The sequence below is a fragment of the Xaviernesmea oryzae genome (assembly GCF_900109605.1).
GTDB classification, from domain to species: domain Bacteria; phylum Pseudomonadota; class Alphaproteobacteria; order Rhizobiales; family Rhizobiaceae; genus Xaviernesmea; species Xaviernesmea oryzae.
Genome location: NZ_FOAM01000011.1, coordinates 73,967 through 92,176, shown reverse-complemented (window position 1 = coordinate 92,176; position 18,210 = coordinate 73,967). Strand labels below are relative to the sequence as shown.

Here is an 18,210-nt window from a genome sequence, read left to right as displayed (position 1 = left end):
GCCACATATGGCGCTCGAAACCGATCCGGCCAACATGCCACGCCGCATTTCCGACAAAAATCACCCCGGTTTGCGGATTCTCAATCGAGCGTGAAATCGAAGCGGTAATTGGCCGACAGGCCTACGGTCAGCTGATTGTCCGAGCCTTTCTGGCGCACGAGGCTGCTGTCGGCGGCCACACCGACCATGTGCCGATATTCGACGAAGGCGCTGGTTTCCAAGGCGTCCGTCGCCTTCCAGGTCAAGGCGCCGCCAGCACCGACCGATTGCCAGCCGCTGGCCGGATCGTAGGGCGCGAGGCCGGAGGCGGCGGCTTCCTCGTCATTGACGCCGTAATAGGCGCGGCCGAAGGCGGAGGTCCCATAGGTGGCGCGCGGGCCGCCGGACAACCGAACCGTCGAGGTGATATCGGTGAAGGCATCGACCTGCAGATCGACCACGGTGCCGTGATGGCTGCGGATACCATGGCGCACTTCGGCGCGGGCACGCAGCCAGTCAGCCGGATAAGCCTCCGCAAAGACGCCGGCCTCACCGCCGAACTTGACCTCCGACAGGCCCTTTAGATCGCCGGAGGTGCCGTCGTCGCGGGCAGAGAGCAGGCGGGCGGCAACGCCGAACCGCACCCGGTCTGACTCGTAAAGCGGCAGGCTGGCACTGTCATTGCGCGAGACGAAACGCTCGACCTTACCCTGCTTGCCGAGTGCGATGATCGGCGAGAACAGGAATTTGCGGTCGCGCGCGCCGTAAAAGGACGGGCCATTGGCAATGGAGCCGCCGAGCGTCAACGACCAGTCGCCAGACCAGAGATGATCGCCCGCCTTCGCCGAAGCCAGCGGGAGGCCGGCGATGAGAACAGCGATGAGCGAGCGGGCGGGCAGTCTCATGCGGGCCAAACCTCTTATACGCAAACAATCTTGACCGACCATCTATTCGCCGGCAGCTCTTAAAACCCGCTTAACCGCCTTTGTTAAAGCGTGATCCACCTTGTTTAGGTCGGCGGACGGGCAGCAGCTCCAGATCGGCGCATCACAGGTCAGGCATAGTCACGCCGCATTGCCGGGATGGGCACTTCGCCCGACATCGCCCGCCTGCACCGGCACCACGGGGCTTGCATCGGCGTGCAGCGAGAGGCCGAACAGCACGGAGCTGCCCAGCGCGGCCAGCGTCAGGCCTGCCGCCAGCCCATAGGCAGTACCATCGTAGAACCGACCGAGCGCGACGGCAAAGAGCGTGGAGACCAGGCTGGAGCCGGCGGAGATCAGCGATGCGCCGAGGCCTGCGATCTGGCCGAGCGAGCGGAGCGCCAGCGCATTGAGATTGCCGAAGAGAATGCCGATGGCGAAGAAGGCGCAGAGCATCAGCCCCATGAACGGACCGAGCGAAGGCCGGCCGGCCGAAAGCACCGTTGCCAGCAGCAGCGCCATGCCCGACAACACCAGGCCGGCAAATCCAACCCACGCCATGGCCTCCATGCCGAAGCGGCGCACCAAGGCGGCATTGACGAAGGAGGCAAGGCCGAGGCCGGCGGCGAGACCGGCGAAATACAGCGGAAAGCGATCGCCGATCCCGTAAAGATCGAAGAACAGGTCCGGTGCAATACTGAGGTAGAGAAGCTGGGCGCCGAAGACCAAGCCGGTTGCCGCGATCAGGAGCGTGACGCGCGTGCAGCCAAGAATGCGCTTGCCATTGCGCCAGAGAAGGCCGGGCTGAAAAGCGATTCGCCGCCCGCGCGGCAAGGTCTCGGGATGGCGGACCAGCAGCCAGGCACCGCCCAGCACGGCCAACCCGATATAGACGGCAAAGAGGCTGCGCCAGCCGGCATGGACGATCAGCCCCTGGGCGAGCACGGGCGCCAGCATCGGCACAAGGATGAAAAGGGTGAACATCAGCGACATCACCTGCGCCATGGCATCGCCTTCGAACTGATCGCGGATCATCGCCCGTGTGGCGATCTTGGGACCGGCCACGCCGATGCCCTGCAGCACCCGGCCGAGGATCAGCAGCGGCAGAGAGGGGGCGCACATGGCAATCAGGCTGCCCGCCACATAAAGACAGAGGCCGATGATCAGGGATCGCCGGCGGCCCAGCGCATCGGAGAGCGGCCCGAACCAAAGCTCGCCAAAAACCATGCCGAACTTGAACAGCGAAATCACATGCTGGGTCGACAGCGGCGGCGCGGGGCCGAGTTCCGCACCCAGCTGACGCAGCCCCGGCAGAAGCGCATCGATGCTGAAAGAGGTCATCGCCGTCAGCAGTGCGTAGAGCGCGATGCGCTCGCGAAATCCGGGATCAGGCTGCATGAGTCTCCGCCTCGCTGCGTCGGCTCTTCCTATCAGGCCGGTGCGGAAAGCGAAAGCAAGCATGCAGGAATGCTGATGGACGAACTATCGCTGCCGTCATCATCCCGTCGCGTCTTCGTCATCAAATCGTGACGCCGCCGGTGCAGGGTCCGCCTTGCGAAGCTGCGCACACCAGATTCGCTGCATGGACCTCGTCGGCAGTCCCCTCTGCGCTTGGTCCCGTTCCTTTTTGGCCGGCATGATGCCGGCCTTTTTTTGTCCAGCGCTCCGCGCCGCGCGGCAACCGGATGCTCTTCAAGCCGCTCAGTCGCAATGACGATAGCCGGAGCGGCGCTCGCGCAGGTCGAAGTGAAAATGATCCTTGTGGTGCGGGTCGCTGCCCGGGCCGAGCACGGTATTGAAATATTTGCAGCTATCGGCGCGCACCGCCTTCAGCAGACCCTTTTCGCGGAACGCGAAGAAGCCGGGCTTGCGCACGTCGATCTCCTTGCCGCTCTTGAGCACGAATTTACCGACATCGATGGCATTGCCATGGGCGTGCTCCGACATGGGATTGCCGCGCTGGCTGTTCATCGTTCGGCAGGAATAGCCGCCGAGCGGTTTGACCACGGCGATGCCGGAGAGATAGCGCAGGCGCGCCGCCGGAGCGAGCTCGTTTTTGACCCAAGCGGCGAAAGCGAGCGTTGTCCGGCAATTGAGCGTCACGGCCGGGCTGACGGCAATCTGACCCGAAAGGCCCGAGAGCTGCACCGGATGGTCGATGCCGCAGGCAGGGCCCTTGGCGATCGGCGGCACCGCGCGATAGACGACGCCGAGCGCGTCGAGCTGGCGGCGGCAGGCCACCTCATCGGCCGGGAGCGCGCCTGATGGCGCTGGCAGCGACATCGGCGCATCGCTCTTCGGCGCAAGGCGGGGAATGAATGCCACCTGGTCCGCGCCGGCAGGGCTGCCCGGCGACGGGCCCGAAGGCGCTTCGGCAGCCGAGCGGCGGGAAGCCGGCATCAGCGGCGGCAGGTCTGAATCCATCGCCGGCTCGGCCTCGCTTTTCAAGGCGCGGCGGCTGGCAGGGAGCGCATGCACCTTGCCGCCGATACCATCGACCACCGGCTGGCTCGTGCGACCCTCGGCGATCTGCCCGGCTTCCTCCTCGGCAAGGCCGGTGATCGCGGGCTCGCCCAGCATGCCATCGATATCGACACCGGCCGCAGCACTCCGGCCGGAATAGCCAGCCGAGGCCGCCTGGCCGGGATAGCCTGGAGACGATGACGCCGGCGGCAGTTGCTCTTCCGGCTCGGGCGCGGACAGGGGCGCGGAAGCAGGCCCGGGCGGTGGTTCCACGGTCGGCATGCCGCGTGCCGCACCCGTCATGGACCTTACCGGCGCCGCGCGCTCGGGATCGATCCGGGCGGAAGGTTCGAGCTCCAGCCCCTCGGAGGTGCAGGCCGAGAGCACTGCCAGCAGCGCCACGAAACCCGCCTTCCTCACCAGACTGCAGCCCGGCGCTGCACCTCGGCGCACCGGTCCAAGCTCCATCAGAGCCAAAGCCGGGCGCGGAAGCGGCGGACGGGCCAAGACGCCCGATGTCAATCTGTCCTTGAAGCGCATGGGCCCATCCGATGATCGTCGCTGCCCAAGCTGCGGTGCCGATGGGTCCTTTATGAGACGCCGGCATGGCACAGGCCTGTCGCGCACCAGGATCGGCCAACAGGGTAAATGTTTCCTTACTTGCTACACCGCTGTTGGCAAGGCGCGCCTCACAGCGTCCAGGAAACGGACGACCGGCTGCGGTTGATCAATTGCGAGAGGTCGACCGCCTTCTGATAGGATGGCATGGAGATATAGTCGGCCGCCGACTTGCCGGCCACCGTAGCTTCCTCGCGCGCAGCCACCAGCAGCTTGACGATGGAATTGCTGCTGGTGACATCGGCGGCCTTGCTGCTGGAGGACTTGGTCGCAGCCTTGTAGTCGATCTGCGCGGATGCACGCTCCTCGGCCCAGGCGAAGCTGGCTTTCTCGTCATCGCCACCGGCATCCAGGAAATCGATCGACGCCTTGGCGGCGGCGGCTTTCTGCAGACCGGTCGGGTCGGCCGAGAAGATGGCCGCCGACTTGCGGCCTTGCATTTCGATCTGCGCGGCATCGACTTCGAGTTTCGAAAACAGCCCGCCGCGATTGACGATCATCGCCTGCAGCGCCCCGCGATCGAAGGTTCCGAGCCCGATCTTGTTGTGCCAGTCATTGATCGTTGCCGTTTCATCCGCCTTCTTGCCGCGCTTCTGGTAGGCCGCATCGAGAAGCGCGCGGGCATCCACCGCCTGCTGCGTGGAGCTGTCCATCCGGATGGTCTTCACGGCGGAACTGCTGGAGGATGACGTTGCGGCTGTCGATTGCGATGGTGTCGCGGATCGGGGTGTGGTGACGGACCACGCGCGCAGGCGGCTGAGCGCGGATGCGCCGGAGTCGTTTGCCTTCGCCGTCGTCTTCGTTGCGTCGTCACTGTTCTGCGCAAGGTTGTAGCCACCCGAACGCACCATGCGATAATGTCTAAAGGCTGAAATCATCGACATCGAAACCATCCTTCACGAAGATAATAAGTTAATAATTTACGATATAAAGTCGTCTTTGCGTGAGGCTGATCTCCCGCAGGATGTTCAGGTTTAAGGCCCCCTTTTACCGCGCTCTTGTGCGGCGATCAGAATGGCGGCGAAAAAGGGCTTTTCTCTGCCATTCTGCTTGCTCTACTGTGTCTCGCAGACGGCCTGCGGCACCACCCGCGCGCCCGACGTCACAAGGCGCCTGGACGCGAGGCGGACCGTTCTGGCTCGCCAGGCGTCACGCCGTCCGCCCCGAACCGTTCTGGAGACCGAAGACCCATGACCAAGCCCACCGGCGAACTCACCCTTCGCACACTCGCCATGCCCGCCGACGCCAATCCGGCAGGGGACATTTTCGGCGGCTGGGTCATGGCGCAGATGGACCTGTCCTGCGGCATTCGCGCCGCCGAACGGGCGCGCGGCCGCGTGGTCACGGCGGCGGTGAAGGAAATGGCCTTCGATCTGCCGGTGAAGATCGGCGATACGCTCAATGTCTATACCGACATTACCCGCGTCGGCCGAACCTCGATCACCCTCCATGTCGAAGCCTGGGCCCAGCGCAACCGCCACCGGGCCCTGGAAAAGGTCACCGAAGCGACCTTCGTCATGGTGGCGCTGGACGATGACGGCAAGCCGAAACCGCTGCCGGCGGAATAGCCGGCTCGATCTGAAAGACTACGAACGATATGTCCGACGGCGGCGGCCCCTCGCACTTGCCAGCAGCGATGCTACCGCGTGCGGTATCGGCCACAGCGGCACAAGCCTCAAAAAATATTCGAATATGCGGAACTGAAGCAGCACCTTACGCTTTTCTGCGACGCTGCACCCGAAGCCTGCCCGCGGAAGTTGCCGCTACAGCCTGCCGCCGGGCGACGGGAAGGATGCGGTTGTCGAGGTGACCTGCATGATCCGGACCTGGCGCACAGGTGGAGAAACGCCAAACGGATCCACCCGCCGCCCTCGCCCGCCGGCGCTGTCGCGGCCTATGCTCTGATCGAGGTCCTCATGTCGCACGACGCCGCCCTGCATCTGCCGCGCAACACGGGCGCTGCCCTGGTCGCGACACCGCTGGTCGCCCTTGCCTTCGTCAATTTCTTTCTCGCCGATGCACGAGACGGTCTGGGACCTTTTCTCGATGCCTTCCTGGCAACGCAGGGCTGGTCGCCCTTTTCGCTGGGCATGATTGCCACCTTTGGCGGCGTGCTCGGCATGGCCGTCACCCCGCTCTTCGGCGCCTTAGTCGATAACTCCCCTTATAAGCGTCTGCTGGTCATCATCCCGGTGACGCTGGTGACCGCCGCCGCGCTGTGGACGCTGGCCATGCCCAACATGGCTGTCGTGGTTGGCGGCCAGACGGTGACCGCCATCGTCGGCGCGGTGATCGGCCCGGCCCTGATGGGGCTGACGCTCGGGCTGGTCGGCGAAGCCGCCTTTCCGCACCAGGTATCGCGCAACGAGTTCTGGAACCATGCCGGCAATGTCGCGTCGCTCGCCGGCGTCTACTTCGCTGCGACCTTCTACGGCCTTCCGGGCATTGTCGTGCTGATGGTGGCGACTGCCATCGGTGCGGTTGCTGCCACGCTGGCCATCGATCCGAAAAAGATCGACCACAAGGTGGCGCGTGGGCTCGGCCATGACGAGGGCGAAGAAGGCCCCTCGGGCTATTCCGTGTTGGCGGGCTCGCGCGGGCTGATCGTGCTGGCGGTCATCATGCTGGTCTTCCATTTCGGCAATGCGCCGATCAGCCGGCTGGTCGCGCAGCAATTCTCGGTTCAGCTCGGCACGCCCTTCCGCACCACGGCGCTGATCACCGGCGTCGCGCAGCTGACGATGATCGGTGCTGCGGTGGCCGCTCCCTTCCTCATCCGCCGCTTCGGCCTCGCCTCGATCTTCATCATCGGCCTCCTCGCCCTGCCGATCCGCGGCGCCATTGCCGGCAGCATCGACAATTTCTGGATGATTTATCCGGTGCAGGTGCTGGATGGCCTCGGTGCCGGCCTGATCGGCATCGCCACGCCTGTGGCGGCCGAACGCATCCTCTCCGGCACGGGCCGTTTCAATGTCGGCCTGGCAGCGGTGATGACGGTCCAAGGCATCGGCGCCTCCACCTCCAACATCGTTGCAGGCACGCTGACGGAGAGCTACGGCTTCCACGCCGCCTACTGGGCGCATGGAGCGGTGGCGCTGATCGCGCTCATCCCCTTCCTGCTCTTCCGCCGTGATGTCGCCCCGCCAGCCCGCACGCGATGAACAGGACCGCGCCAGGGCAAAATTGATCCCGCTTTGTTCCGCCGGACCCTTTTCTTTCCGGCGGACTCCCTCCATATTCCCGCCATGGCCAGATCCCCGAAAAATTCCGCAGGCTTCGGCGAAGTGCCGCAGGCCTCCTTCGACGCCGACATGCCGCTCTCGTCCAATGTTGCCGACTGGGCGGAGGAGCTGCAACGTATGGCCGAGGCCGAGAGCATCGAGACCCGCCATGACGTCGCCTCGCGCGCCGGCCGACACCGCAAGCAGGTCGAACAGGCCGCCGCGCGCGAGAAGCAGCGCGATGCGGCTGCTCCGCCTGCCAAGGCAAAGCCCGCCGCCAGATCGGCGCGCGGAACCTCCATGGGCAGCTCGTCCGATCCCAAGGCCCGCGCAGCCGCCGGGCTGAACCCGGTGGCGGGCCTGGATGTCACGCTGGAGCAGGCGGAAGCGCTGGGCTTTGGCGCCAAGCCGGCTGGCAAGACGGCAAAGGGCAAGGCAGGCAAGGCCGGCACCATGCCCGACGATGCGGGACTTGAAGGGCCAAGTGCCGTGACCGCGACGGTCGACGCGCTGAGCAAGCTGATCGAGAGCGGCAATCCGCTGTTCAAGGACGGCAAGCTCTGGACGCCGCACCGGCCGCACCGGCCGGAAAAATCCGAAGGCGGCGTGCCGATCCGCATGGTTACGGAATACCAGCCTTCCGGCGACCAGCCGACCGCGATCGCCGACCTCGTGGAGGGCCTGAAATCAGGCGAGCGCAGCCAGGTGCTGCTCGGCGTTACCGGCTCGGGCAAGACCTTCACCATGGCCAAGGTGATCGAGGCCACCCAGCGCCCCGCCGTCATCCTCGCGCCGAACAAGACACTGGCGGCGCAGCTCTATTCCGAGTTCAAGAACTTCTTCCCGGAGAATGCGGTCGAATATTTCGTCTCCTACTATGACTACTACCAGCCGGAAGCCTATGTGCCGCGCTCGGATACGTTCATCGAGAAGGAAAGCTCGATCAACGAGCAGATCGACCGTATGCGCCACTCGGCAACCCGCTCGCTCCTGGAACGCGACGACGTGATCATCGTCGCCTCGGTCTCCTGCATTTACGGTATCGGCTCGGTCGAGACCTATACGGCCATGACCTTCCAGATGGAGGTGGGCGACCGGCTGGACCAGCGCCAACTCCTGGCCGACCTCGTGGCCCAGCAGTACAAGCGGCGCGAAATGGACTTCCAGCGCGGCTCCTTCCGCGTGCGGGGCGATACGATCGAGATCTTTCCGGCCCACTTGGAAGATGCCGCCTGGCGCATCTCCATGTTTGGCGACGAGATCGATTCGATTTCCGAATTCGATCCCTTGAGCGGCCAGAAGACCGGCGATCTGAAATCAGTAAAGATCTACGCCAATTCCCACTATGTCACGCCGCGCCCGACGCTGAACGGCGCGATCAAGGCGATCAAGGAAGAGCTGAGGCTCAGGCTCGCCGAACTGGAAAAGGCCGGCCGCCTCTTGGAAGCCCAGCGGCTGGAGCAGCGCACGCGCTACGATATCGAGATGCTGGAGGCCACGGGCTCCTGCGCCGGCATCGAAAACTATTCGCGCTATCTCACCGGCCGCAAGCCGGGCGAGCCGCCGCCGACGCTGTTCGAATATATTCCGGACAATGCCCTGCTGTTCATCGATGAAAGCCACGTCACCGTGCCGCAGATCGGCGGCATGTACAGGGGCGACTTCAGGCGCAAGGCGACGCTGGCCGAATATGGCTTCCGCCTGCCCTCCTGCATGGACAACCGCCCGCTTCGCTTCGAGGAGTGGGACGCCATGCGCCCCGACACGGTCGCTGTTTCGGCCACGCCGGGCGGGTGGGAGATGGAAGAGTCCGGCGGCGTCTTCGCCGAACAGGTGATCCGCCCCACCGGCCTGATCGATCCGCCGGTCGAGGTGCGCTCGGCCAAGAGCCAGGTAGACGATGTGCTCGGCGAAATCCGCGAGACCGCCGCCAAGGGCTATCGTAGCCTCGTCACGGTTTTGACCAAGCGCATGGCCGAGGATCTGACCGAATATCTGCACGAGCAGAATATCCGCGTGCGCTACATGCATTCCGACATCGACACGCTGGAGCGCATCGAGATCATCCGCGATCTCCGCCTTGGCGCCTTCGACGTGCTCGTCGGCATCAACCTTCTGCGCGAAGGCCTCGACATTCCCGAATGCGGCTTCGTCGCCATTCTCGACGCCGACAAGGAAGGCTTCCTGCGCTCGGAAACGTCCCTGATTCAGACCATCGGGCGTGCGGCCCGAAACGTCGATGGCAAGGTCATTCTCTATGCCGACAATATCACCGGCTCCATGAGCCGGGCGATGGAGGAAACGAGCCGCCGCCGCGAGAAGCAGATGGCCTACAATGCCGAGCACGGCATCACGCCGGAATCGGTCAAGGCCCGGATTTCCGACATTCTCGACTCGGTCTACGAGCGCGACCATGTGCGTGCCGATATATCGGGCGCCAAGGGCAAGGGCTTCGCCTCCGGCGGCCATCTCGTCGGCAACAATCTCGCCGCCCATCTGGAAGCGCTCGAAAAGCAGATGCGCAACGCCGCTGCCGATCTCGACTTCGAGACCGCCGCCCGCCTGCGCGACGAGATCAAGCGTCTGAAGGCCGCCGAACTCGCCGTCATGGACGACCCGATCGCGCGCGACGAGGCGAGGAGCCAGGAGGGCAAGAGCTCAAGCGCCAGCGCCCCGGCCAAGTCGACCTCGCTGTTCCAGAAGCCCTCGCTCGACGATATGGGCCCGGGGACCGACACGGCTCGTCCGCTCTTCCGCAAGAACACGCTGGACGAAATGACCGTCGGCCGCACGGAAAAACCCGTCACCGGCGCCCTGCCCGACCGACCGGAAGAAAGCCTCAGCACCAAGAAGCGCTTTTCGCCCGTGCTGGAAGGCCAGCCCGAACGCGCCACTGACGACCCCCGCCCGCTGGTGCGCGGCAAGGCGGGCGTCGGGTCTTACGAGGATCCGGGCGACGTCAAGCGCAAGGGGCGGACCAAGGGCAAGACGGGACGGCCGGGGCGGTGATTGACGGCTGGAGCGCCTTTCGACCTCGAAGAGGTCGACGCTCCAGCTGCTTCAAAAGCCGCACCGTTTTGGTCGGACCGGACCTGAAGATTAGTTAAACTACCCGGTCACCAACAGTTTAGCATCCTCGGCACAACGCCGAGGATAATCTGCTTTCTGCGCAATCAGAGCGCGCCCTTATGCTTCGACAGGCCTTCCAGAGTCACAAGAAGAAATACCCCTTCTGCAGCTCGGTCACCCCATCCAGATGCAGCGAGAAATCGGCCTTCTTGTCGCCGTCGACATCGGCATAGATGTAGACATCGCCGCCGAGCTTCTTATAGCGCAGCTCGCCCGCATCGCCGGTGAAGTTCTTGGTGCCGATGAAGTCGAAGGCCTGGTTGCCGGCGCGCGTGGTGTCAGCGTCGATAAAGGCGAGGTGGATCTTGTCGCCGCCCTTGCCGGAGAAGTCGGTGATCGTGTCGCGGCCGGCGGCCGTGGCGGTGGAATCGCCGATCGTCTTGAAGAAGAAGATGTCCTTGCCGGCTCCGCCGGTCAGAATGTCCTTGCCAAGCTCGCCAAAGATCCGGTCGTTTCCGGCGCCCCCGTCGAGGCTGTCATTGCCATCGCCGCCATAGAGACTGTCATTGCCGGCGAGACCGAAGAGCGTATCGTCGCCCGCGCCGCCGGTCAGGATATTCTTCTCGGCTGAGCCCGTCAGCCGATCGGCAAAGGCGGAGCCCTCCAGATTTTCGATGGAATCGAAGCTGTCCCCAGCGGCGTCACCGGTGTTGTTGGCGGATTTCGTCAGGTCGGCGATCAGGCCGGAGGCGGCAGTCGCGTAGGATGCGGTGTCGCTTCCCGTCCCACCGATTAACTGATCGGCGCCCGCCCCGCCGGTCAGCCGGTCATTGCCAGCGCCGCCTTCCAGCCTGTCGCGCCCTTCCATGCCCGAGAGCGCGTCGGCATTGCCGGTGCCCTGAACCAGGAAGCCGAGCTGCAGCCCGAGCTGCGATTGCGATGCATGCGCATGACCGGAAAGATTGATGCTGAGCTGGTTGCCCGTGGCCGTGATGTCGGAGGCCCTGAAGCCCATATCGTTCTTGAGGATGTCGGCGTTCAGCAGGCTAATGCCGCTCGTCCCGCCCAGCGCATCGAAGGTCAGGACATAGGTGTTGGCGGCCTTCGCGCCGGAGGGTGCGTCGAAAAACCAGAAATTCTTATCGACGACAGTGAACGTGTAAGTCGATCCGGTGATGTCATGGGTCACGGCTACGGGCGAACGGCCCGTCGGGTGCAGATCCTCAGGCGTGAATTCCACCGCCGTATCGCTGACTGGCTTGACGACCGGATAGATCGCCGCTTCGTTTACCGTGGGATAGAGCAGCTCAAGTTTGACATTGCCGCCGATCATCGACATCTCCCTTTATCTCTGCGAGCCATGGCACGACGCTTGCGTCGGCCGGCTCAATCCTTTCCTCTTTTCTCCCATCATCGGCTTACGGCTAGGGCCAGCCATCTGCCGGGCCGGCGCTCTGAGACTTTTGAGGGCGATCCGGCAGATCTTGCACAGGTCCACTGCCGCAGGACGATGGAAGAATGTGTAAGCTCTATTTTATCCTTCTCGGCTGAGCAGGAATGCGCGGCAGAGAACCACAGGCTGCGCGCTCGTGCAACCTGCTGTTTGTTTTTTAGCACTGTCGTGTGGATGGTGGCTTTGTCGGCCAGAGCAAATCGGAAAGATCGCAACAGCCTTCAAGTCGCGCGCAAAACCGCGGGAACAGAGCCGCTGTGCAATAAAAGCCCCGCCGGCTTCGGCCTACTCTGCGGCCTGAGGCTCGGTTTCGGCACGTTCGACCGCCATGACAGGCGGGTTTTCCAGCTCGTAGGAATAGCCGGACAACATTTCATAGGCCTGCTCGATCGCTTCGATCTGCAGCTCGGCCGAGCGGATCGCTTCGGTGATGGTGGCGGCGCGGGCGGTAAGCATGGCGCCGAGCACATCGGTTTCCGGCCGGCGCCCCAGACGGTCGATGTGGTGGCGCACGCGCGTGCGGTGGCGCTCCAGCTCGAGAATGTGGAAGCGGCTCTTGACGATATCGTCCGAAAGCTTGCGCCGCATGGCGGCGACCGGATCGAAGCTGCCGGGCTCACGCTCGTCCAGGATCATGTCGTTGACGAGATTTTCCAGCATCATGAGCCCTTTGAGCGCCTTGGGATCGGCCAGTTCCGGGTCGAAGCCGGTATCGTCGTAAACGCGACGGCGCACGGGATCCTGCAGAAGCTCATAGGCCGTCTGGAGCTGGGCAAAGGCCTCGGAATCGCCACCCGCATCCGGATGCGCGGCCTTGGCGGCCTTGCGATAGGCGGCACGGATCGCCTCGGCATCCGCGCCCTGTGCCAGGCCCAAAAGCTCATAGGGATCGATCAACAGGCCCACTCCTTCACGCTTCGCATCGTCCTTGGCGGCACGCTTTGCCCCTTCTTCCGGCGCGCCACAAGGGCATGCGCACTCTCGTCTGATCAGGCCGCTCGCCCAGGCCAAAAGCCAGCGATGCGAACCCGTTCTCGGCCATTGGCCGGTCATGCCGCATTCGTCCCGGCAGACTGTTCAGGGCGTCTCCATGGGGTACCGCGAGCGGGCGCCGACATCAAGCCGCTTTCCGCCCCGCATGCCCCCGTTCGTCAAATGCCATTGCCGCAAGAGCTTGAAGCCGCAGGGGAACATAGGCCTGTGCAAAAGCCGCCGTCCCGCCGCACCACAGGCAGAATGCCCTGATATCGATGCCCCATTGCGCCTTGCCTGCACGCGACAGAATCAACCTGACCGAAGCCGGAACCTCGTCTTGGAAAACGACGCTTTTGCGTCGAATGCCGCGATGTCGCCGGATTTCGCTCAGCCAGCCTGACCGAACAGCCCATGCGGACCGCCGCTTTTCCCGCCTCGCGGGAGAAAAACCTTGCCAGATCAGCAGGTTTCTGTCAGAAATCACGCCGTTCGGGCGTTTCATCCCGGAGACTGGACCGATGTGGTTTGCCGCCCGCCTGGGGCCGCTGCCGGTCGAAGCTCAGCTCGTCGTTCACGACGGCAGGTTTTCGGCACAGCCCCGGCGAAAGCGGTAGGAAGCATGAGTGCGGCGGGCAAGCCCGCGCCCTTGGAGCCTCCAACGTAGACGTTCTTTCCTCCCGTACGTGGACATCCAGACTACCGCCAGGCTTGTGCTGTTTTCAGCGCCGCCGGGCAAAACTACGCCAGGCCCCCGCCCCGCAAGGGCATCCAGCGGGGGATTGGCAAAGACACTCAAGGGATCAAAGGACATCTTCCCATGGCCACCAAGGGCACCGTTAAGTTTTTCAACCAGGACAAGGGCTTCGGCTTCATCACGCCGGAAGGCGGCGCCAAGGACGTTTTCGTCCACATCTCCGCGCTGCAGGCTGCTGGCATCCAGACCCTGAAGGACGGCCAGCAGGTCACCTTCGACACCGAGCCGGACCGCATGGGCAAGGGCCCGAAGGCCGTCAACATCCGCGCCTAACAGGCGCCCCGCCGCTGGCCCCGGCCAGCGCGACAGATTAAAGGAAAAGGCGAGGCATCCCCTCGCCTTTTTCATGCGCCCGCCATGAACGGCTGAGCAAAATACAGCACGGCGGCTCGCATCGATCGGCGAAGCGTGATTGCAAAACCCATGCTCAGTACGGTCAAGCTCGCTCGCGCAGCCGCATAGACCAGTCGGTTGCTGCCTATAGATCGACGGCCCTGCTTACCCTCTCCGATAGGCAAGCGCGCTCCGCCTCTCTGCTTGCGTGCCAGAGACCAGTCAGCCAGTTGCCAACAGACCGTCGTGCCCGATCGAAGCCTGCTCCTCGCCCCCGAGAACGGCTGCGAAAGCCTTGAGAATGACCTCAGGACCGGCACCAGCCGCTGCGGCCTCGGACGAGAGGATCTGACGATAGCGTCTGGCGCCCGGCCATCCCTGAAACAGGCCGACCATATGGCGGGTCACATGAATCAGGCGTCCGCCGCTGGCAAGGTGACGCCCGGCATAGTCGGCCATGCGCTCGGCCACATTCTGCCAGAAGGCGGGATCGGCGCGATGCCCTCGCGGGGTCAAAGGCTGTGCAGGCGCAAGCTGACCGATGGACGGTCCGTCCAGCCCCGGAAAGGCGGCATCGACGGCCGACAGCAGGCCGCTATCGTGATAGGCCGCACGGCCGAGCATGACACCATCCACCTGATCAAGCATGCCCAGCGCCGCATCGAGCGTCTGCAGCCCGCCATTCAGACCCATGAAAAGCTGCGGTCTCTCCGCCTTTACCCGGGATACGAGATCATAGTCGAGCGGCGGAATTTCGCGGTTTTCCTTCGGGCTCAGCCCCTCAAGCCAAGCCTTACGGGCATGCACCCAGACCGCATCCGCGCCAGCTGCGCTCACCGCGTCAATGAGACCGCGCAGGGCCTCCTCAGGCTCCTGCTGATCCACACCAATGCGGCATTTCACCGTCACCGGCAGCGCAACGGCTGCCTTCATCGCTGCCACACAATCGGCCACCAGCGCCGGGTTGAGCATAAGACAGGCCCCGAATATGCCGGATTGCACCCGATCGGACGGGCAGCCGACATTAAGGTTGATTTCGGCATAGCCGAAGTCAACCGCGATCCGCGCGGCCTCCGCCAGTTTTGCGGGATCATTGCCGCCAAGCTGCAGCGCAACCGGATGCTCCGGCGCCTCCATGCCGAGCAGCCGCTGGCGATCGCCGCGCAGCACCGCATCGGCCACGATCATTTCCGTATAGAGCAGCGCATGACGCGTCATCGTCCGCGCGAAACTCCGGAAATGACGGTCGGTCCAGTCGATCATTGGGGCGACAGCGAAGACGGGGGCACTGAAATAGTGCGCTTTCATGTTCTGTCCCCGTCCATTCGGCTTTCGTTCATATCCGACTTTCCTTGTGCCCTCGCCTCCCTGCCCATTCCGCTGATGATAGTGCTACATTGTAGCAAGATCGGGAGACTTGTAGCAAAAGCGATGGAGACGATCACGGAGCCAAAACGCTCCCCTTGAACGACCGGCTTATACGGCGCAAAGACGGATAAAGCGAGATGGCAAGGTCTCTCGGGGAGATATCGGGTTGTTCTAGAACAAGTCCGGCCGGCGTGTCTCGCCGAAGCAGCTCAACACCGAGCCGATAGGTAGCGAGCAGGAATTTGACAACGCCACTCGTGCGAAAGCACAGAGCTTGATTACTGCGGAAAATTTCAAGACGGTCGCCGCAAGACCGGCTGGAATCGTGAAGATACCAGCCGGTGCGCATGCCACGCGTGAAAACATCAGTGCTCGGTGGCGCGCAAGGCAGCCGAGGCAACGGAGGCAGAGAGGCGGGCCTCCTCGGCGGCCGACAGGAACATGTCCCGCGCCTCCTCGGGGCTCTTACGCCCGCTCATGGCCGCGCGGCAGAGCGACCGGGCAGCCACGTAGCGTGGACCGCGGGCATCCGGCCAGTTCCGGCTCATCCAATCCAAGGCCTCGGAAGGGCCGCTGACTTCCTGGCTTGCGCCTGCGTGATGAAGCGCGATCGGCAGTGACCACTGCAGCTTCTTGATCGTTATTCCGTCTTTCGATCCGCGATTGTCCATGATGCGTCCTCACCAGAAGCGTTCATAAATCCTGTCGTCGCGCCGGCTCTGTCCCAACAAATAGCCGGCTGCAAAGGCGAGAACGGCGATGGTCAGGGCGGAGGCCGCCGTGGCGGAAGGATGGTCCTGCGCATGTGCAGCCACCGCCCCGATTTCATCCTTGGTCGCCTGGGCCAGTCCAGAGGCCCGTTCGCCCAGACTATCCTTGCGCTCGACGTCGCCGGTAAAGCCGGTTCTCAAATCACCGATAGAGGTCATCACCGTCTCGCTTTTAATTGTAGACCATGATGAACGTCCAAACTGAGCGACCGGTTCCCATGGCAGAGGAAGAAGCCGCTGTGCGCTGCGGTATATTGTGCAATGCACTAGGTATAGCTTGTTTATACTGAACTAACACATTGCAGACGCGCTCAACAGGTATTTGACGCAAAATTTTCACTTTGCGGCACGCGAAGCTTGTGTCATCCTGATCATGAGGCGCCTCATAAATACCGTGATCGTGTCAGTAACTGTGCCTGAGGAATTCGGACGCGCTTCATAACCAATTGCACGGACGAGGGAGAAGCACGATGAATGCGGAGCATCTGACCAGAATCGTTGAAGTCAGCCTGAAGCGTGGGAACGAGCGACAGGACGTCGGCATCATGACGGTTCGCCAAGCCCTGGAATTGCCGGTTGCCGGACGACTGGAATATACAAATCCCGATGACAAGAGCCGGCGCGGCCCCATGCGAATCACGCGGGAAGAGCTACAGGCCTACGCCTGCGGCTGAGGACGCGCCGTTTCAACGACCAGAGCTGGCATAAGTTAGCGTGGCTGTTGCGCAAACAGTGGGGCATGGCCGGCGGAAGTGAAAGATCGCGAGGCGCATCCGCGAAAGGTTGCGCCTCGAGGCTGTTCGTCGCAAGGATGGCGGTACGCGCAGGGTGATGATAGGCCTCCATGGCCACGCATCCTGACACCCGACATCCAGCCAATGGACCTCGCCATGCAGACCGTTTTTCCACCCGCCGCCCCTGTGCTCCTTCCCATCGCCGGCTCGCCGCTCGCCTTTCCGGTGCGTCGTGTCTATTGCGTCGGCCGTAACTATGCCGCCCATGCCCGTGAGATGGGCCAGGATCCTACCCGCGAGCCACCGTTTTTCTTCCAGAAGAATCCGGATAACTGCCTGCTCGAAGGCACGGCCTTCCCTTATCCTGGACATTCGCAGGATGTTCAGTTCGAGGTGGAGCTGGTCGTTGCGCTGAAGGATGGCGGGAGCGATATCAGCGTCGCCGATGCCAACTCGAAAATCTTCGGCTATGCCATCGGCATCGATTTTACCCGCAGGGACCTTCAGGCCGACGCCAAGAAGGCTGGCAAGCCCTGGGCGGCGGCCAAGGCCTTCGAGGCATCGGCGCCGATCGGGCCCATCGTCGCAGCGGAAACGCTGGCACTCGACCCGAAGGCACGGATCTGGCTGAGCCAGAACGGCACGCTTCGTCAGGAAGGCCATTTGGAAGACATGACCTGGACCGTGCCGGAGGTCATCGCCGAATTGTCGAAGCTGTTCCGGCTGGCGCCGGGAGATCTGATCATGACCGGCACACCGGCCGGTGTCGGCCCTGTGGCGCGCGGCGATGTCATCGCTTGTGGCATTGATGGCCTGCCCGACTTCACCGTGACCGTTGCCTGAAAGGATACCGCCATGGCGATCTATGCCCTAAGTGCGGATCGACCTGCCCTGCCGCCGGAGGGGCGGTTCTGGATCGCACCCGATGCGCATGTCATCGGCCGCGTCACACTTGGCGATGAAGTCGGCGTCTGGTTCGGGGCAGTGCTGCGCGGTGATAACGAGCCGATTGTCGTCGGCGACAGGTCGAACATTCAGGAAGGCGCAGTGGTGCATGTCGATGCAGGCTTCCCGGTAACGATCGGCAGCGGATGCACCATCGGCCACAGGGCCATCGTCCATGGCTGCACCATCGGCGATAACTGCCTTATCGGCATGGGCGCCACCATTCTCAACGGCGCGGTGCTCGGCCGCAACTGCCTTGTCGGCGCCAATGCGCTTGTTACGGAAGGGAAGACCTTCGAGGACAATTCGCTCATCGTCGGCTCGCCCGCCCGCGCGATCCGCTTGCTGGATGCCCAGGCTGTGGCTCGGCTTGAGGCTTCCGCCGCATGCTATGTCCGAAACTGGCGCCATTTCGCCTGCACGCTCACCCGCCTCCACCCGGAATCATAAGAGGCCACGCGTCAGCTTCGCAGCCGGCCGATTTCGATGGAGCTCGTGCCTCGAAATAACAGCGCCAACCGTATGGCTGAGGTCGAAAGGCACAACCGCCTGAGGATGGCCTGAGGACGATGCACCACATCACCTGGAAGTCCTCAGCCCTTCAT

At 63.5% G+C, this 18,210-nt stretch carries 17 protein-coding genes; 7 read left to right on the top strand and 10 right to left on the bottom strand.

Annotated elements, in window-relative coordinates:
• Positions 1-80: 80 nt before the first annotated feature.
• The 4 genes from BMX61_RS14860 to BMX61_RS14845 form a co-directional block, all read right to left on the bottom strand.
• The gene (locus BMX61_RS14860) at positions 81-893 is read right to left on the bottom strand and encodes a MipA/OmpV family protein (protein ID WP_075626489.1); all 813 of its coding nucleotides are present in this window, start codon (positions 891-893) and stop codon (positions 81-83) included.
• Between the two features lie 150 nt (positions 894-1,043).
• A complete protein-coding gene (locus BMX61_RS14855) occupies positions 1,044-2,300 on the bottom strand; it encodes a multidrug effflux MFS transporter (protein WP_075626490.1) in 1,257 nt (418 codons plus the stop codon).
• A gap of 303 nt (positions 2,301-2,603) precedes the next feature.
• Complete coding sequence (locus BMX61_RS14850) at positions 2,604-3,833, bottom strand: extensin family protein (RefSeq protein WP_075626578.1); 1,230 nt, start codon at positions 3,831-3,833, stop codon at positions 2,604-2,606.
• 221 nt (positions 3,834-4,054) lie between these two features.
• Entirely contained in the window at positions 4,055-4,867 is an 813-nt protein-coding gene (locus BMX61_RS14845) for a hypothetical protein (RefSeq protein WP_139198939.1), read from the bottom strand.
• A gap of 306 nt (positions 4,868-5,173) precedes the next feature.
• Between BMX61_RS14845 and BMX61_RS14840 the strand changes: the two genes are divergently transcribed.
• The 3 genes from BMX61_RS14840 (at position 5,174) to uvrB (ending at position 10,213) form a co-directional block, all read left to right on the top strand.
• Entirely contained in the window at positions 5,174-5,551 is a 378-nt protein-coding gene (locus BMX61_RS14840; RefSeq protein WP_075626492.1) for an acyl-CoA thioesterase, read from the top strand.
• Positions 5,552-5,899: 348 nt separating this feature from the next.
• The gene (locus BMX61_RS14835; protein WP_075626493.1) at positions 5,900-7,144 is read left to right on the top strand and encodes an MFS transporter; all 1,245 of its coding nucleotides are present in this window, start codon (positions 5,900-5,902) and stop codon (positions 7,142-7,144) included.
• A gap of 84 nt (positions 7,145-7,228) precedes the next feature.
• A complete protein-coding gene (gene uvrB / locus BMX61_RS14830; protein WP_075626579.1) occupies positions 7,229-10,213 on the top strand; it encodes an excinuclease ABC subunit UvrB in 2,985 nt (994 codons plus the stop codon).
• Positions 10,214-10,415: 202 nt separating this feature from the next.
• Here uvrB and BMX61_RS14825 read toward each other — a convergent pair whose 3' ends face one another.
• The 3 genes from BMX61_RS14825 to BMX61_RS24325 form a co-directional block, all read right to left on the bottom strand.
• Entirely contained in the window at positions 10,416-11,606 is a 1,191-nt protein-coding gene (locus tag BMX61_RS14825) for a calcium-binding protein (RefSeq protein WP_075626494.1), read from the bottom strand.
• A gap of 405 nt (positions 11,607-12,011) precedes the next feature.
• The gene (locus BMX61_RS14820) at positions 12,012-12,623 is read right to left on the bottom strand and encodes a J domain-containing protein (protein WP_075626495.1); all 612 of its coding nucleotides are present in this window, start codon (positions 12,621-12,623) and stop codon (positions 12,012-12,014) included.
• Positions 12,624-12,843: 220 nt separating this feature from the next.
• Positions 12,844-13,203 carry a hypothetical protein gene (locus tag BMX61_RS24325; RefSeq protein WP_139198938.1) on the bottom strand — a complete coding sequence of 120 codons (360 nt, stop codon included), beginning with the start codon at positions 13,201-13,203 and terminating at the stop codon, positions 12,844-12,846.
• Between the two features lie 315 nt (positions 13,204-13,518).
• Between BMX61_RS24325 and BMX61_RS14815 the strand changes: the two genes are divergently transcribed.
• Positions 13,519-13,728, top strand: coding sequence for a cold-shock protein (locus BMX61_RS14815; RefSeq protein WP_075626496.1), 210 nt, complete (start codon positions 13,519-13,521; stop codon positions 13,726-13,728).
• Between the two features lie 282 nt (positions 13,729-14,010).
• On the opposite strand, the gene dusA is transcribed toward BMX61_RS14815, so the two are convergent.
• The 3 genes from dusA to BMX61_RS14800 form a co-directional block, all read right to left on the bottom strand.
• Entirely contained in the window at positions 14,011-15,096 is a 1,086-nt protein-coding gene (dusA, locus tag BMX61_RS14810; RefSeq protein ID WP_075626497.1) for a tRNA dihydrouridine(20/20a) synthase DusA, read from the bottom strand.
• Between the two features lie 425 nt (positions 15,097-15,521).
• Positions 15,522-15,827, bottom strand: a complete 306-nt coding sequence (locus tag BMX61_RS14805; RefSeq protein ID WP_075626498.1) for a DUF982 domain-containing protein — start codon at positions 15,825-15,827, stop codon at positions 15,522-15,524.
• A 9-nt stretch (positions 15,828-15,836) separates the two neighbouring features.
• On the bottom strand, positions 15,837-16,085 hold the full coding sequence (locus tag BMX61_RS14800; RefSeq protein ID WP_075626499.1) for a hypothetical protein: 249 nt from the start codon (positions 16,083-16,085) through the stop codon (positions 15,837-15,839).
• 311 nt (positions 16,086-16,396) lie between these two features.
• Here BMX61_RS14800 and BMX61_RS14795 point away from each other — a divergent pair, with 311 nt between their 5' ends.
• The 3 genes from BMX61_RS14795 (at position 16,397) to BMX61_RS14785 (ending at position 18,055) form a co-directional block, all read left to right on the top strand.
• Positions 16,397-16,600, top strand: a complete 204-nt coding sequence (locus BMX61_RS14795) for a hypothetical protein (protein WP_075626500.1) — start codon at positions 16,397-16,399, stop codon at positions 16,598-16,600.
• 216 nt (positions 16,601-16,816) lie between these two features.
• Entirely contained in the window at positions 16,817-17,503 is a 687-nt protein-coding gene (locus BMX61_RS14790) for a fumarylacetoacetate hydrolase family protein (RefSeq protein ID WP_075626501.1), read from the top strand.
• A gap of 12 nt (positions 17,504-17,515) precedes the next feature.
• A complete protein-coding gene (locus tag BMX61_RS14785) occupies positions 17,516-18,055 on the top strand; it encodes a gamma carbonic anhydrase family protein (RefSeq protein ID WP_075626502.1) in 540 nt (179 codons plus the stop codon).
• Positions 18,056-18,210 lie beyond the last annotated feature (155 nt).